The organism is Lapillicoccus sp. (assembly GCF_036559105.1).
Taxonomy (GTDB): Bacteria; Actinomycetota; Actinomycetes; order Actinomycetales; family Dermatophilaceae; genus Lapillicoccus.
On the sequence record NZ_DATBTV010000007.1, the window covers coordinates 1 to 15,126 of the forward strand.

General features: G+C 69.9%; 14 protein-coding genes. 7 read left to right on the forward strand and 7 right to left on the reverse strand.

Features of this window, described 5'->3' with window-relative positions; all coding sequences use genetic code 11:
* From VIG79_RS00600 to rpmH, 7 genes are all read right to left on the reverse strand, one after another.
* Positions 1-351: hypothetical protein (locus VIG79_RS00600; protein ID WP_331880769.1), on the reverse strand; the 351-nt coding region annotated here is incomplete at its 3' end.
* 214 nt (positions 352-565) lie between these two features.
* Positions 566-1,297, reverse strand: coding sequence for a 16S rRNA (guanine(527)-N(7))-methyltransferase RsmG (rsmG, locus tag VIG79_RS00605; RefSeq protein ID WP_331880772.1), 732 nt, complete (start codon positions 1,295-1,297; stop codon positions 566-568).
* Positions 1,298-1,458: 161 nt separating this feature from the next.
* Positions 1,459-2,037: a protein jag gene (locus tag VIG79_RS00610; protein ID WP_331880825.1), complete on the reverse strand. Its 579-nt coding sequence runs from the start codon at positions 2,035-2,037 to the stop codon at positions 1,459-1,461.
* Between the two features lie 374 nt (positions 2,038-2,411).
* Positions 2,412-3,731, reverse strand: a complete 1,320-nt coding sequence (gene yidC / locus VIG79_RS00615) for a membrane protein insertase YidC (protein ID WP_331880775.1) — start codon at positions 3,729-3,731, stop codon at positions 2,412-2,414.
* A 15-nt stretch (positions 3,732-3,746) separates the two neighbouring features.
* Entirely contained in the window at positions 3,747-3,971 is a 225-nt protein-coding gene (yidD, locus tag VIG79_RS00620; protein WP_414672557.1) for a membrane protein insertion efficiency factor YidD, read from the reverse strand.
* Between the two features lie 68 nt (positions 3,972-4,039).
* Entirely contained in the window at positions 4,040-4,447 is a 408-nt protein-coding gene (rnpA, locus tag VIG79_RS00625; protein WP_331880780.1) for a ribonuclease P protein component, read from the reverse strand.
* 20 nt (positions 4,448-4,467) lie between these two features.
* The gene (gene rpmH, locus VIG79_RS00630; protein WP_013885212.1) at positions 4,468-4,605 is read right to left on the reverse strand and encodes a 50S ribosomal protein L34; all 138 of its coding nucleotides are present in this window, start codon (positions 4,603-4,605) and stop codon (positions 4,468-4,470) included.
* 517 nt (positions 4,606-5,122) lie between these two features.
* Here rpmH and dnaA point away from each other — a divergent pair.
* The 7 genes from dnaA to gyrB all read left to right on the forward strand — a co-directional run bounded on the left by dnaA (position 5,123) and on the right by gyrB (position 14,993).
* Positions 5,123-6,604: a chromosomal replication initiator protein DnaA gene (gene dnaA, locus VIG79_RS00635; protein WP_331880805.1), complete on the forward strand. Its 1,482-nt coding sequence runs from the start codon at positions 5,123-5,125 to the stop codon at positions 6,602-6,604.
* Positions 6,605-7,279: 675 nt separating this feature from the next.
* Entirely contained in the window at positions 7,280-8,425 is a 1,146-nt protein-coding gene (gene dnaN, locus VIG79_RS00640) for a DNA polymerase III subunit beta (RefSeq protein WP_331880808.1), read from the forward strand.
* A 148-nt stretch (positions 8,426-8,573) separates the two neighbouring features.
* On the forward strand, positions 8,574-9,713 hold the full coding sequence (gnd, locus tag VIG79_RS00645) for a phosphogluconate dehydrogenase (NAD(+)-dependent, decarboxylating) (RefSeq protein ID WP_331880810.1): 1,140 nt from the start codon (positions 8,574-8,576) through the stop codon (positions 9,711-9,713).
* Positions 9,714-9,813: 100 nt separating this feature from the next.
* Positions 9,814-11,022: a DNA replication/repair protein RecF gene (gene recF, locus VIG79_RS00650; RefSeq protein ID WP_331880815.1), complete on the forward strand. Its 1,209-nt coding sequence runs from the start codon at positions 9,814-9,816 to the stop codon at positions 11,020-11,022.
* Between the two features lie 124 nt (positions 11,023-11,146).
* The gene (locus VIG79_RS00655; RefSeq protein WP_331880817.1) at positions 11,147-11,563 is read left to right on the forward strand and encodes a DUF721 domain-containing protein; all 417 of its coding nucleotides are present in this window, start codon (positions 11,147-11,149) and stop codon (positions 11,561-11,563) included.
* An 18-nt stretch (positions 11,564-11,581) separates the two neighbouring features.
* Positions 11,582-12,481: a sulfurtransferase gene (locus VIG79_RS00660; protein WP_331880820.1), complete on the forward strand. Its 900-nt coding sequence runs from the start codon at positions 11,582-11,584 to the stop codon at positions 12,479-12,481.
* Between the two features lie 268 nt (positions 12,482-12,749).
* Entirely contained in the window at positions 12,750-14,993 is a 2,244-nt protein-coding gene (gene gyrB, locus VIG79_RS00665; protein WP_414672556.1) for a DNA topoisomerase (ATP-hydrolyzing) subunit B, read from the forward strand.
* The last annotated feature ends 133 nt before the right edge of the window (positions 14,994-15,126 follow it).

The window sequence follows — 15,126 nt, forward strand, 5'->3', positions numbered from 1 at the left end:
CTCCTCGCGGAGGTCGGCCGACGTTTCACGTGAAACCGGGCTCTCGTCGACGACCTGCCCGCCGGCCCCGCTCGCTTCGCTGGCCTCGCTGGTGTCGGTAGCCGGGATGGTGCCGGTGTCGACGATGGTTTCGTGCTCGGTGATGGTCTCGGGGCCGGTGACGTCGCCGGTAACGGCGTGCAGTGTTTCACGTGAAGCAGGGGTGGCCTCGAGCGTCGCTTGGGCGTCCACGTCACCGTGAGCGATCTCGACGTTCACCACGTCAACGCCGACCACACCAACGCCGACCACGGCCCGGTCGGCGTCCCCCGGTGCTGTTTCACGTGAAACGGGCCAGCCGAGCCCGCTCACCGAACGGGAGGCACCCGCGTCGGCGGGCCACCCCAACGACGAGGAGTGCTCGATCGTGGGGGTCAGGGACCGAGTGCGCACCGTGCGGTCCTCGATCACCCTGCTCAACCCTTCGTTCGCCGCCCCGCGAACCGGTCCGGCTCGTGATGACGCCTTATCCAACCACTCGGGCCGGGCTCACCTCACGCCGCAACACCGCGTTGTGGACTACCGATCACTGACCGCCGGGGGCTCGACGCTTGGGCGACCCCGAACCTGTCCCAGAGCGTCGCGGAGACGTGCGTGCCCCAGGGGCCGCAGCCGGTCGCGGGCCACCTCGCGGCGCCGCGGGGACGCCCACCAGCGCGTCGACCTCGATCGTCAGGACCACCGTCTCAGGGTCGACGATCCCGGCTCCGAACCGCGAGACGCGCCACCGGCTCGCCCCGAGGGAGCGCAGGAGGGATGCATCCTCGTCGAGCTCGGTCTGCGCACTTTCGCCCTTGAGCGCCTGCACGGAGCCCCCGGCGGACAGGAGTGGGAGGGTGATCCGGGCGAGCTCACCGGTGCGAGCCACCGCCCGGGCGGTCACGTGACGGAAGCGCTCCACCCCCCAGAGCGACTCGGCCCGACCGCGGTGGACCTCGACGTTGGTCAGGCCGAGCTGTTCGATCGTGGACGTGAGCCAGATGGTCCGACGAAGGAGTGGCTCCACCAGGACCAGGTGGAGGTCGGGGCGGGCGATGGCCAGCGGAATCCCCGGGAGGCCGGCGCCCGACCCGATGTCCGCGACCCGTGCGTCCTGGGCGAACACCGGCTGGACCACCGCGCTGTTGAGCACGTGTCGGTCCCACAGCCGTGGTGCCTCCCGTGGCCCGATCAGCCCGTGCGAGATTCCCGTGTCGGCGAGGAGCGCGACGTAGGCCTCCGCGACGTCGAGTCGGGACCCGAAGACCGTCGCCGCCACCGTGGGGGTAGGCGGAACCGCCGGCGGGGCCCCTGGCTCCGCGGGGGACGCCGGCTCACTGGTCGCCCGCTCACTGTTCGCCCGCTCACGGTTCGCCGGCTCAGCGGTCGTCGGCTCCGCTGCCGACGGTGGTTTCACGTGAAACGCAGGGCGGCTGAGGATCAGGCCGGGAACACGATGATGTGCCGGTGCGGCTCGACGCCCTCGGACTCGGAGCCGAGCCCGGCGGCGGCCACCTCGTCATGAACGATCTTCCGTTCGAAGGCGGACATGTCCTCCAAAGCCTTCTGGGCCCCGGTGGTCTTGACCTCGGCGATCGCGGTCTGCGCGATGTCGACGACCACGGAACGGCGCTGCGCGCGGTGGCCGGCGATGTCCAGCATCAGCCGGCTCCGCTCGCCGGTCTCGGCCTGGACCGCCAGGCGCGTCAACTCCTGGAGCGCGTCCAGCACCTTGCCGTCGGACCCGACCATCCGCCGGGGGACGCGACCGTCCTCCGAGTCGACGATCGCCACCGATGCGCGGTCGCCGTCGATGTCGACCTCGATGTCACCGTCGAGATCAGCGATGTCGAGCAGCCGTTCCAGGAAGTCCGCCGCGACCTCGCCCTCCCGCTCGAGCAGCCGGACTCGGGAGCCCCCACCGCGCCGCGATCCGTTCGGTCCGACGCCCGCGTTCTCGTCATCGTCCTGGTCCTCGGCCTCGAGGTCGGCCTCGGCTTCGAGGTCCGCGTCCGCCAGGGACTTGAGGTCGGCGTCCGCCTGGGAGGACTCGAGGTCGGAGTCCGCCTGGGACTCGTCGTCCGCCCGCTCCGCCTCCTCAGTGAGCCGCTCGGTGGCCTCGCTGTCGTCGGTTCCCGCAGCAGCCTCGGAGTCCGCGGTAGCGTCAAGGTGGTCAAGCCGGTCAGAACCCGTCACGTCCTCGACGCCGCGCGGGGAATGCTCGTCGAGGGCGTTCGGACGGGTCGTCACATCGGTGTGGTCGCTCATCAGCAAAACTCCTGATCACTCTGCTCGAGCGGGACCGGGTCCCGCATGTCACTGGTTTGTGGAGACGATCCGGCGCGAAGGACGCGACACGAGCTCGTCCGGACGGGCATACCCGTCCTCGTCGGTCAGGCCGGGTCGGGGCTCGGCGAGCTCTGGTCCGGGCGCCGTTTCGTCGGCGGGTTCGGCTCCCGTTTGACCTGGCCTTGGGGCTGCTTCGGGCGTGTGGAGCTCGGCTTCTGCTTCTGGCGTTTGGGCTGCTGGCGCTGACCAGCCGGTCGCGCCGCGCCGCCCGCCGACCCCGACCCCGAACCCGACCCCGAACCCGTGGCACCGGATCCGTTCGACGCAGCGTCAGCCGGAGCATCCTGCGGGGTACTGCTGCCGGAACCCGACCCCGACCCGTTCGTCGAGGCCGACCCGTCAGCCGCGCCCGAAGCGGTGCCATCACCAGGCCCGCCGGCCGGGCCGCGCTTGCTGCGCTTCTTGCCCTTCGGCTGCTGTCGCTGCCCGCTCTTGGGAGCCTCCGGCAGCAGATCCTGGACGTCCGGCTGGTCGGTGGTCGTGTCGCCGAGCCCGGGGATGTGCAGCTTCTTGATGGTCTTGCCGCGCTTCTTCTGCCGCTCTTCGTAGGCGCGCTCGGCCGCCGAACCCGGAGCCGGCATCCGCCGGATCACGTAGAACTGCTGGCCCATCGACCAGACGTTCGTGGTCAACCAGTAGAGCAGCACACCGATCGGGAAGTTGATGCCGGAGATCGCGAAGAAGAGCGGCATCAGGTAGAGGATGACCTTCTGCTGCTTCATGTACGGGTTGTCGAGCGCAGTGTCGGGCATGTTCTTGCGCATCAGCTGCCGCTGCGTGGTGAAGGTCGACAGCGACATGAGGATGATGAGGACGGCCGTGAGGATCTTGACGTTGAGGTCCGACGAGCTCACGAACGTCGCCGAGAGCTGAGCCCCGAAGATCGTCGACTTCTCGATGACCGAGGCGACCTCGGGGGTGATCGGGCCGATGGGCGCGTGGGAGCCCGCCGCGACGTGCGGCAGGTTGTTGAGCACCTGGAACAGCGCGAAGAAGAACGGTGACTGCAGCAGGATCGGCAGGCACGACGAGAACGGGTTGGAGCCGGTCCTCTTGTAGAGGTCCATCGTCTCCGACGTCATCTTCTGACGCGACTCCGGATCGCTCTTGCCCTTGTACTTCGCCTGGATCTTCTGCATCTCCGGCTGGATCATCTGCATCCGCCGGGAGCTGTGGATCTGCTTGACGAACAACGGGATCATCAGGAACCGCACGACCATGGTGAGACCCACGATCGACAGCGCCCAGCCCCAGCCGCTCTCGTACGGGATCCCCAGCCACACGAAGAGCTGGTGCCAGGCCGTCATGACCCAGGCCTCGCCCCACATCAGGGGGCTCAGCAGGTTGACGAAGAAGTCGTACACAGTCGTCCTAACGGGTCAGTGCTGCTGTTGAGCGTGCGCGTGCGCGGAGTGTGCGGAGTGTGCGGCGGACCGCGACGGCGACCTCTCGGGAACGTGGTCCACCCCGCCCGGGTTCCACGGGTGGCAGCGCAGCAGCCGCCGCACCGTCAGCCAGGTCCCCTTGAGCGGTCCGAACCGCTCCAGTGCCGTGATCGCATACGCCGAGCACGAGGGGTAGAAGCGGCAGGACGGCGGGGTCATCGGGGAGATGACGAGCTGGTATGCGCGGACCAGCCAGATCAGGGGGAGGGCCAGCAGCCGGGTGCGGGTCACGACGAGACTCCTGCCGCGGCCGCCGAGCGACTCTCCAGTCGGCGCAGGACCGCGTCCAGCGCTCGGTCGAGCTCGGCGGCCAGCGCGGGCGTGGTCGCGCCGCCGGCGGCGGGGTTGGCCCGCACCACGAGATCACACCCGTCCGGTATGCGCGTCAGCCGCGCCGCGACGAGGTGGCGCAGGACCCGCTTGGTCCGGTTGCGGATCACCGCGCCGCCTACGGCCTTGGAGACGACGAAACCGACCCGCACCGGGTGGTCGACGGGTCGGTCGTCAGCATCAGCAGGGGCCGCATACCGCGCGTGGACGACGAGCAGCCGGCCACCGGAGCGTGCTCCGCCCGCCCCGCGCACGGTGGCGGAGAAGTCCGTCGCCGTCCGGAGCCGGTGTCGGGCGGGAAGCACGCGGCCCTGCTCGAACCGTCTCAGGCGGACAGTTCGGAGCGGCCCTTGCGGCGGCGAGCGGCCAGGATGGCGCGACCCGCCCGGGTGCGCATCCGCAGGCGGAAGCCGTGGGTCTTGGCCCGGCGGCGGTTGTTCGGCTGGAAGGTGCGCTTGCTCACGAGGTGTTCTCCGTTGCTGCCGGGCGACCGACGGTCGGGGCCTGGCGTGCCAGTGGTGCGAGGCGAGTGGGATGAGAGCCCAGTTCGGGCGCCATCGGAAACCCGGACTGACGACGATGGCGAACGGCGTCACGGGCAGGCGAAAGCGACCGAAAACAGGCTTCGTCCACGATACGGGAGCGCTACGGACAGGGTCAAACTCACCGAGCCCACCGACCCCGTGATCCTGCCCGGGATCAGCCGAACGGCTCGACTCCCGGTCCAACGTGCAAGTCAACCTTCCAGTTTCCGACCCGATCCGGCTAGCCTCCGTTCGACACGCCGAGCCGTCCAAGATTTCTCTCCACGCCGCGCCGTCCGAGGTTGATCGTGACCCCCGAGTGTTGTTAGCGTCACGCCTCACGACGGTTCCGTCCACAGGATGTGGACAACGGTGTGGACATCCATCCCGCTCGGGTGCCGAGGTGCTCCCGGGAGCGCAGAGCGCAGGTAGGTCAGGCGACACAAGGGCGGGGAGATGTCGGACGCGGAGGTTGACTACGGCCGGGTCTGGCAGGAGACCATCCGCCAGCTCGACGGTCAGGGCGTCGCGCAGCACCGTCGGGCCCTCCTCGGCCTGAGCCGCCTGGTCGGCGTGTTGCAGAACCTGGCCATCATCAGCACGCCGAACACGATGACCAAGGGCGTCATCGAGGACCAGATCGGCGGCGCCGTCCGCGACGCATTGACGGACCAGCTCGGCGTCGAGATCGCCCAGCTGTCGGTCTCGGTCGACGAGAAGCTGGCCGAGAACTACCCGCCTGACCTGTCCGACGACGCCGGCCCCGACCCCCTGACCAGCGGAAACGGCCACCACAACGGCCAGGTCCCGCCGTCCGGTCCGGGCTTCCCCCTTCAGGGAACGTATGCCGGCTCGCATACCGGAACCGGCGAGGGGGCCATCCCCGAGCGATCCAGGGAGGCCGACAAGAGCCGGCTCAACCCGAAGTACACCTTCGACACCTTCGTGGCCGGCTCGAGCAACCGGTTCGCCCACGCGGCCGCGCTCGCCGTCGCCGAGGGGCCGGCCCGCTCGTACAACCCGCTGTTCATCTACGGCGACTCCGGGCTGGGCAAGACCCATCTGCTGCACGCGATCGGCGACTACTCGCGCCAGCTGCTTCCGCACCTGCGGGTGCGCTACGTGAACTCCGAGGAGTTCACCAACGACTTCATCAACAGCATCCGCGACGACCGGACTGCGCGCTTCCAGACGGTCTACCGCGACGTCGACGTGCTCCTCATCGACGACATCCAGTTCCTCGCCGGCAAGGTGCAGACGCAGGAGGAGTTCTTCCACACCTTCAACGCGCTGCACAACGCGACCAAGCAGGTCGTCATCACCTCCGACCTGCCGCCCAAGCAGCTGTCGGGGTTCGAGGAGCGGCTGCGTTCCCGGTTCGAGTGGGGACTCATCTGCGACGTCCAGCCGCCAGACCTCGAGACCCGCATCGCGATCCTGCGCAAGAAGGCCACCCTGGAGCGGATGTCGACGCCGGACGACGTGCTCGAGTACATCGCCAGCAAGATCAGCTCCAACATCCGCGAGCTCGAGGGCGCGCTGATCCGGGTGACCGCCTTCGCGAACCTCAACCGCCAGCCGGTCACCCTGGATCTCGCCGAGGTGGTGCTGCGCGACCTCATCCCCAGCGAGCAGCCGGCCCAGATCACCGTCTCGACGATCATGGGCGAGACCGCCAAGTACTTCGGCCTCACCATCGACGACCTCTGCAGCAGCTCGCGGTCCCGCCAGCTGGTCCAGGCACGCCAGATCGCCATGTATCTCTGCCGCGAGCTGACGGAGCTGTCCCTGCCGAAGATCGGCCAGCACTTCGGCGGCCGCGACCACACCACCGTCATGCACGCGGACCGCAAGATCCGTGAGCTGATGGGCGAGCGGCGCGCGATCTACAACCAGGTCACCGAGCTCACCAACCGGATCAAGCAGCAGTCCAAGTGACCGCTGGCGCGCTCAGTTGGCTCCACAAGTGACCGTTGGCGCGCTCAGTTGGCTCCACCAGTAGTAGCGCTGTCCCCACCGGATGCCCCGGTTGTCCACAGCCCGTCCGGTATGGGTCGAGCGGGTTTCTGGGGAGATCCGCCGCTTCTCCACACCCTGTGGACAACTCTGTGGACTCACGACGGTGGATCACCGCAAGGTTTCCGCCGCAGCACGCTCGGCGCCCGAGCTCACGGTGTCCACACCCCCTGTGGACACCCGGGGGACAAGCGCTCGGAGCCGGTGCAGCCGGCCCCTCGCCACGACCGACCCTTGGGGACGCCTCGCCGTCGTCCACCGCGAGCCCGAGTTGTCCACAGCTTGCGCACCGACCGTCGCACAGGGGTCGACCCTGGTTGACCTGCGCGGACGCCGGTTGTCCCCCGTGCGCACAGCCCCTATGACGACGACGAGTCCTCCCTCTGATCCGATGGCCCCGCGTACGGGTGTGGAGATCACCCATCTGATCGCTGACCGGTAGCAAGCGGCCAGGACCGGGCGTGGTGGAGAGTTGTGGTGGGCGTCGGTCCGAGACACTAGGGTTCGGAGTCCGAGCCGGGCAGACCCCAGCCGGACGCGACGACGCAGCACGATGTCGGCTGCTCGTTCACACAGGCCGCGAAGGGCGGGGACCACGTGAAGTTCAGGATCGACCGCGACGTGCTCGCCGACGCCGTGACGTGGGTGGCCCGCGGCCTGCCGGCCCGTCCGCCCGTGCCGGTCCTGGCCGGGGTGCTCATCGAGGCCGACGACGAGGGCAGTCTCACCCTGTCCGCGTTCGACTACGAGGTGTCCGCCAAGGTCACCGTGCCCGCGGACGTCGCCGAGGCGGGCCGCGTCCTCGTGCTCGGCCGGCTGCTCGCCGACATCTCCCGCAACCTGCCCAACAAGCCGATCGACGTCGTCGCCGACGGCAACAAGGTCCAGGTGACCTGTGGCTCGTCCCGGTTCAGCCTGCTGATGATGCCGGTCGACGACTACCCGACGCTGCCGTCGGCGCCGGAGTCCACCGGCACCATCCAGGGCGACGTCTTCACGCAGGCCGTCGCCCAGGTCGCCATCGCGGCCGACCGCGGCGACACCTTGCCGATCCTCACCGGCGTCCGGATGGAGATCGAGGGCGACAAGATCACGCTGCTCGCCACCGACCGCTACCGGCTGGCCATGCGCGAGCTGACCTGGAAGCCGACCGCCTCCGACATTGGCGGCTCGATCCCCGTCGTCGCGCTGATCCCCGCGCGGACCCTCTCCGACACCGCCAAGGCGCTCGGCGCCAGCGGCTCGGTCGACATGGCCCTCGGGGGCGCGGCTGGCGGCGACGGACTGGTCGGGTTCGAGGCCGGTCAGCGGCGCACGACGACCCGGCTCCTCGACGGCGAGTACCCCAAGGTCACCTCGATCTTTCCCACCAGCGTCGACTCCGAGTCGGTCATCGAGACGGCGGCGCTGGTCGAGGCCGTCCGCCGCGTGTCCCTGGTCGCGGAACGCAACACCCCGGTACGCCTGAAGTTCACCGACGGTCAGGTCGCCATCGAGGCCGGCACCGGCGACGACGCCCAGGCCTCCGAGGCGGTCGAGGCGACCCTCACGGGACCCGACATCGAGATCGCCTTCAACCCCCATTTCCTGCTCGACGGGCTGGGCGCCCTCGGCACGACCTACGCGCGACTGTCCTTCACGCAGCCGAGCCGGCCTGCGGTCCTCACCGGACAGATCGAGGCGGAGGGCGACTCCGACGACAGCTACCGATACGTCCTCATGCCCGTGCGTTTCGCCAGCTGAGCCGAAGCTCTCACCCCCTTCCGTATGCGTGCAGTGGCGGTAGCCTGACCCCGCAGTCCGCGTCGCCGCACCACCTCGCAGGTCGTGATTTGTGGTCGCAGTCTCGTCGCCCGGCACCCGTCGGTCGCCCGTCTCGAAAGGGTCAGCCATGCAGCTTGGTCTCATCGGTCTCGGGAAGATGGGCGGCAACATGCGCGAGCGCCTGCGCCGCGCCGGCCACGAGGTCGTCGGCTTCGACCGCGACCCCAAGGTGTCCGACGTCCGCACGATGGCCGCGATGGTCAAGAAGCTCGAGGCTCCCCGAGTGGTCTGGGTCATGGTGCCGGCGGGCGCCCCGACGCGCGACACGATCGCCAAGCTCGCCGACATGATGGACAAGGGCGACCTCATCATCGACGGCGGCAACTCCCGGTTCACCGACGACTACGAGCACGCCCGGATGCTCAAGCCGAAGGGGATCGGCTACGTCGACTGCGGTGTCTCCGGCGGCATCTGGGGGCTGGAGAACGGCTACGGCCTCATGTGCGGAGGCGACAAGAAGTGGGTCAACCTCGCCATGCCGATCTTCGACGCCCTGCGTCCGGAGGGCCCGCGCGACGAGGGGTTCGTCCACGCCGGCGAGGTCGGGGCCGGGCACTACACGAAGATGGTCCACAACGGCATCGAGTACGGGCTCATGGCGGCCTACGCCGAGGGTTACGAGCTGTTGCAGAAGAAGGACATCATCAAGGACGTCCCCGGCGCGTTCAAGGCGTGGAGCCGCGGCACGGTGGTCCGGTCCTGGCTGCTCGACCTCGCCGTCGATGCCCTCGCCGAGAACCCGACGCTCGACAACGTCTCCGACTACACGGTCGACTCGGGCGAGGGGAAGTGGACCGTCGAGGAGGCCATCGTCAACGACGTTCCCATGCCGGTGATCTCGGCGTCCCTCTTTGCTCGTTTCGCGTCCCGTCAGAAGGTCTCGCCGACCATGCAGATGGTCGCCGCTCTTCGGGGTCAGTTCGGCGGACACCCGGTGATGACCGTCGCACAGGGCAACGACCTGCGTAACACCGTCGGCGTTGGCGACGCCGACCCGACCCTGGGCATCAAGGCCGAGAAGAAGCGGGCTGGATCGGCCAGGAAGGCCGCCGTCCACGGCCGCAAGGCCGCCGCCGCGGGACCCTCGTCGGGCACCGGGTCGACGACCGCTCGGTCCGAGCGCAGGACCACCAAGCGCACCGGCACCCCGGGTGGGCGCGACGCGGCCAGCGCCGGACCGACGTCAGGCACCGGATCCGCGACGTGACAGGAGCCCCGCGAAGTTCTCTCCACGACGTTCGCCGCCCCGCGTCGACCCGTCGCGGGGACCCCACGCTTCGCTCCGATTCTTCGCGGGGAACCCGAGAGTGCACGTCCGGCACCTGAGCGTCACCGACTTCCGCAGCTACCCGCAGGCCGAGCTGCCTCTCGGTCCGGGGGTGACGACCCTGGTCGGTCCGAACGGCCAGGGCAAGACGAACCTCGTCGAGGCCGTCGGCTACCTCGCCACTCTGTCCAGCCACCGCGTCGCGACCGACCAACCGTTGGTCCGGTTCGGGGCGGAGCGCGCGGTCATCCGGGGCGTCGTCGTGCGCGAGGGCCGCGAGACGCTCATCGAGCTGGAGCTCAACCCCGGCCACGCCAACCGCGCCCGGCTCAACCGGTCGCCGATGCCACGGCCCCGCGAGATCCTCGGCTCGTTGCGCTCGGTGCTCTTCGCGCCCGAGGATCTGGCGTTGGTCAAGGGCGACCCGTCCGGCCGCCGCGTCTTCCTCGACGACCTGCTGGTGCAGCGCCAGCCCCGGTGGGCCGGCGTACGGTCCGACTACGACAAGGTCCTCAAACAGCGCAGCGCCCTGCTGAAGTCCGCCGCGCCCGTGCTGCGTCGCGGCCGCCGGCGTCTCGAGCGGGTCACCGCCTACGGCGAGCCCGTGGAGGACGCCCGCGCCTCCGCCCTGCACACCCTCGACGTGTGGGACAGCCAGCTCGCACGGTTCGGGTCCCAGCTCCTGCACGGCCGGCTCCGCCTGCTGGCGCATCTCCGTCCGCACCTCAGTGAGGCCTACGCCGCGGTCAGCGCCGGACCCTCGGCGGCCCGGGTCGTCTACCGCTCCAGCCTGCGCGACGAGGCCGCGAGCCGGCTGGCCGAGGACGAGGTCCCCGATGTCGCCGTGCTGGAGAAGGAGCTGCTCGTCACGCTGGCGGAGGTCCGCGACCAGGAGGTCGAGCGCGGCGTCTGCCTGGTCGGCCCGCACCGCGACGACCTGCACCTGACCCTCGGCGAGCTGCCGGCCAAGGGGTATGCCAGCCACGGCGAGTCCTGGTCGTTCGCGCTGGGACTCAAGCTCGCGGCATACCAGCTGCTGCGCTCCGACCTCGGCGAGGATCCGGTGCTCGTCCTCGACGACGTCTTCGCCGAGCTCGACACCGGCCGCCGCGAGCGGCTGGCCGAGCTGGTCGAGGACTGCGAGCAGGTGCTCATCACCGCGGCCGTCGGCGCCGACGTGCCGGAGGTACTGCGCCAACGCGGCACCACGTACGCGGTGGGCCTCGGCGAGGTCACCCGTGTCGACTGAGGACCAACCCGACCCGGCTCCCGAGCGGGACGAGGACGAGGCGGCGGCCGAGGCCGCGTCCCTGGCTCTCGCTCGAGCGCGAAAGGCCGCTGCTGACAAGGGTCTTCGTCCTGGGCTTCGTCCGATGCGCAAACGTCGGTCGTCCGACCGGCCCGCGGGCACACCGAGCGGCAGCGCCCCCGATGCCCGCGACCCGCTGCTCCTCGGCGAGCAGCTGGAGAAGTTCGTGGCCGACCGGGGCTGGCAGGTCGACGTCGCCGTCGGCTCGGTGATCGGGCGCTGGCCGCAGATCGTCGGCCCCGACGTGGCCGAGCACGTGCAGCCGGTGTCGTTCGACGGGGGCGTGCTCACCCTGCGGGCGGTCTCGACCGCGTGGGCGACGCAGATGCGCCTCCTCACCTCGGTCCTGATGGGCCGGCTCGACGACGAGGTCGGCGCCGGCACGGTGACCCAGATCGTCGTCACCGGCCCCAGTGGCCCGACCTGGGCGAAGGGGCGCCGCCGCGCGCCCGGCCGGGGCCCTCGGGACACCTACGGCTGAGTTCCTAGACTGGTGGGGATGACCCGATCCCCCCGACAGCGGCACCTCGTTCAGGTGGACGAGCTAGCCGACCAGCTCTCCTCGGTCCGCCTCCTGGACGTCCGCTGGCGGCTCAGCGACGCTCCGGGCGACGGAGGGCGCCGGTATGCGGAGGGCCACCTTCCCGGTGCGCGCTTCCTCGACCTCGAGGAGGTGCTGACGTCGCACACCGACGACCCGCTGGACGGCCGGCACCCGCTGCCCGAACCGACCACGCTGGCCGACGGGCTCGGCGCGCTCGGGGTGCAGGCGGACGACGACCTCGTCGTGTACGACGAGCCCGGGTCGTTCGCCGCCGAGCGGGCCTGGTGGGTGCTTCGGTGGGCGGGGCTCCAGGCCCGGGTGCTGGACGGTGGGATCGACGGCTGGGTCGGCGCCGGTCGGCCGCTGGAGACCCGCGAACCCCCGACCGCGGCTGCGACTCGACTGGACCTCACCGTCGGACAGCTGCCGACCATCGACGTCGACGCGGCGGCGACGTTCGCCGCCGACGGGGTGCTCGTCGACGCGCGGGCCGGTGAGCGCTACCGCGGCGAGGTGGAACCGCTCGACCCCCGACCCGGCCACATCCCCGGAGCGGTCAACGTCTCAGCCGCCACACTCTACGACGACGGCCGGATGCCGACTGACGACCGGCTCCGCGCGCTGCTCGCACCCGCTCTCGGGCCGGATCTCGGGCCGGTTGACGACCCGACGACACCAGTGGCGGCGTACTGCGGGTCCGGGGTGTCGGCGGCCCGCGACGTGCTGGCCCTCGCGGTCCTCGGGGTCGACGCCGCCCTGTTCCCGGGCTCCTGGTCGGCGTGGTCGAACGACCCTCGGCGGCCGGCAGCGCTCGGTGCCCAGCCGTTCACCCCAACCTTGGACAGCCGGCCCTGATGTCCACAGGATCTGTGGACAGACCTGGGGACAACCGGTGGGGACCGGGCAGGATGGACCAGGACGGCAAACGCCGCGAGAACGCCGCTCCGGGCCAGGGGACGACCCCCGACACCTGCTGACCGGTTCTTTACCCGGAAACCGGCCGTTGCGGGCCTCCTGAGGCCGGTTTCCGGAGCACGGACCTGTAGAATGAAGAGTCAAAGGCGGCCAGCCGTCGTCTGCACGTCGCGCGAGTGATGTGCGGGCGCCGAGTCGGCCGCTCGTCATGAACAGCACCGTGCCACGTGAACGCCCGGAGACCTCCGAGCAGCGCGTGGGGGCCGGTGCACAAAGGAGCAGCGTGTCCGAGGCCGAACCGACCAGGACGACTCCCACTCCCGAGAACCCGGCCTCCGTCGCCGACACTCCGGACGCCCCTGACGCTCCCGTACCCGCGCCTGTTGCCCCCACCGAGCCGGAGGCCTCTCCCGCTTACGACGCCCAGGCGATCCAGGTCCTCGAAGGCCTCGACGCCGTGCGCAAGCGGCCGGGGATGTACATCGGCTCGACCGGTGAGCGCGGCCTGCACCACCTGGTGTGGGAGATCGTCGACAACTCGGTGGACGAGGCCCTCGCCGGCTACGCCACCCACATCGACGTGACGCTGCGCGCCGACGGCGGCGTGACGGTCGTCGACAACGGTCGCGGGATCCCCACCGGCAAGCGCAACGGGGAGGACGTCTCCGCGGTCGAGCTGGTGCTCACCCAGCTGCACGCCGGCGGCAAGTTCGGCGGCGGCGGTTACAAGGTCTCCGGCGGGCTGCACGGTGTGGGTTCCTCCGTGGTCAACGCCCTCTCCAGCCGGCTCGACGTCGAGGTGCGACAGATGGGCCACGTGTTCCGGATGACCTTCGACGACGGTGTCGCCCGCGGCCCGCTGTCGCGCGACGAGGCGCTCGACGACCCGAACCAGACCGGCACGACGGTCACCTTCTGGCCCAACGCCGGCATCTTCGAGACCGTCACCTTCGACTTCGAGACGATCCGGTCGCGGTTCCAGCAGACGGCGTTCCTCAACAAGGGCCTGACCATCACCCTGCTCGACGAGCGGCCCGAACCCAGCGCCGACGACGAGGACGACATCGACCTCGACAACGCCGACGCGGAGGTCGACGTCGAGACCGTGGCGGTCGTCGAGAACACGCCGGCGACGCCGAGCAAGAAGGCCAAGCGGGTCTCCTACCGCTACGACGACGGCCTGGTCGACTACGTCAAGCACCTCGTCGCGTCCAAGCGGGCCGAGCCGATCAACCCCGACATCATCTCGATCGAGGTCGAGGACAAGGACCGGGCGCTCGCGCTCGAGCTGGCCATGCAGTGGACCAACGGCTACACCGAGTCGGTCCACACCTACGCCAATACCGTGAACACCCACGAGGGCGGCACCCACGAGGAGGGCTTTCGCGCGGCGATGACCAAGCTGGTCAACGACTTCGCGCGCAAGAACAACATCCTCAAGGAGAAGGACGAGAACCTCACCGGCGACGACGTCCGTGAGGGTCTCGTGGCGGTCATCTCGGTCAAGCTCGGCGAGCCACAGTTCGAGGGTCAGACCAAGACCAAGCTCGGCAACTCCGAGGTCAAGGGCTTCGTCCAGCGGGCCATGACCGACGCGTTCGGCCACTGGCTCGAGGCTCACCCGCGTGAGGGCCGCGACATCATCCAGAAGGCGATCCAAGCCGCCGCCGCGCGCATCGCCGCGCGCAAGGCGCGCGAGTCCACCCGTCGCAAGGGCCTCCTCGACGGCGTCGGCCTGCCCGGCAAGCTCAAGGACTGCCAGAGCAAGGACCCCTCGATCTCCGAGGTGTTCATCGTCGAGGGCGACTCCGCCGGTGGGTCGGCCGTGGCCGGCCGCAACCCGCATACCCAGGCGATCCTGCCGATCCGCGGGAAGATCCTCAACGTCGAGAAGGCCCGGATCGACCGGATCCTCGGCAACAACGAGGTCCAGGCGCTCATCACCGCATTCGGCACCGGCATCGGCGAGGACTTCGACCTGGCCAAGGCCCGGTACCACAAGATCGTCATCATGGCCGACGCCGACGTCGACGGTATGCACATCCGCACGCTCCTGCTGACGCTGCTGTTCCGGTTCATGCGGCCGCTCATCGAGGCGGGCTACGTCTACCTCGCGCAGCCGCCGCTCTACCGGCTGAAGTGGAGCAACGCGTCCCACGAGTTCGCCTACTCCGACCGGGAGCGTGACGGCCTGCTCGCCGTCGGCAAGGAGCGCGGCTGGCGGCTCCCGAAGGAGAACGCGATCCAGCGCTACAAGGGTCTCGGCGAGATGAACTACCACGAGCTGTGGGACACGACCATGGCTCCGGAGACCCGCACGCTGCTTCAGGTCACGCTGGCCGACGCCGCCTCGGCGGACGAGATCTTCGCGATCCTCATGGGGGAGGACGTCGAGTCGCGTCGTGGGTTCATCCAGCGCAACGCCAAGGACGTCCGCTTCCTCGACATCTGAGGCGTCCCCTCCCGCAGATCCACTGAAGCTGTGCGGCCGGCCGGCCGCCGAATGTGAAGGACGACCGTGACCGAGCAGCCCCCCGTCCCGCCCGCAGACGACGAGGGCGGGGCAACGCCCACCGCCGCGATCC

Excerpts from the sequence above, each read along its gene's own strand:
- VIG79_RS00660 (WP_331880820.1), top strand. The coding sequence starts at position 11,582 with ATGACCCGATCCCCCCGACAGCGGCACCTCGTTCAGGTGGACGAGCTA.
- VIG79_RS00655 (WP_331880817.1), top strand. The coding sequence starts at position 11,147 with ATGCGCAAACGTCGGTCGTCCGACCGGCCCGCGGGCACACCGAGCGGC.
- yidD (WP_414672557.1), bottom strand. The coding sequence starts at position 3,971 with ATGACCCCGCCGTCCTGCCGCTTCTACCCCTCGTGCTCGGCGTATGCG.
- dnaA (WP_331880805.1), top strand. The coding sequence starts at position 5,123 with ATGTCGGACGCGGAGGTTGACTACGGCCGGGTCTGGCAGGAGACCATC.
- gnd (WP_331880810.1), top strand. The coding sequence starts at position 8,574 with ATGCAGCTTGGTCTCATCGGTCTCGGGAAGATGGGCGGCAACATGCGC.
- gyrB (WP_414672556.1), top strand. The coding sequence starts at position 12,750 with ATGAACAGCACCGTGCCACGTGAACGCCCGGAGACCTCCGAGCAGCGC.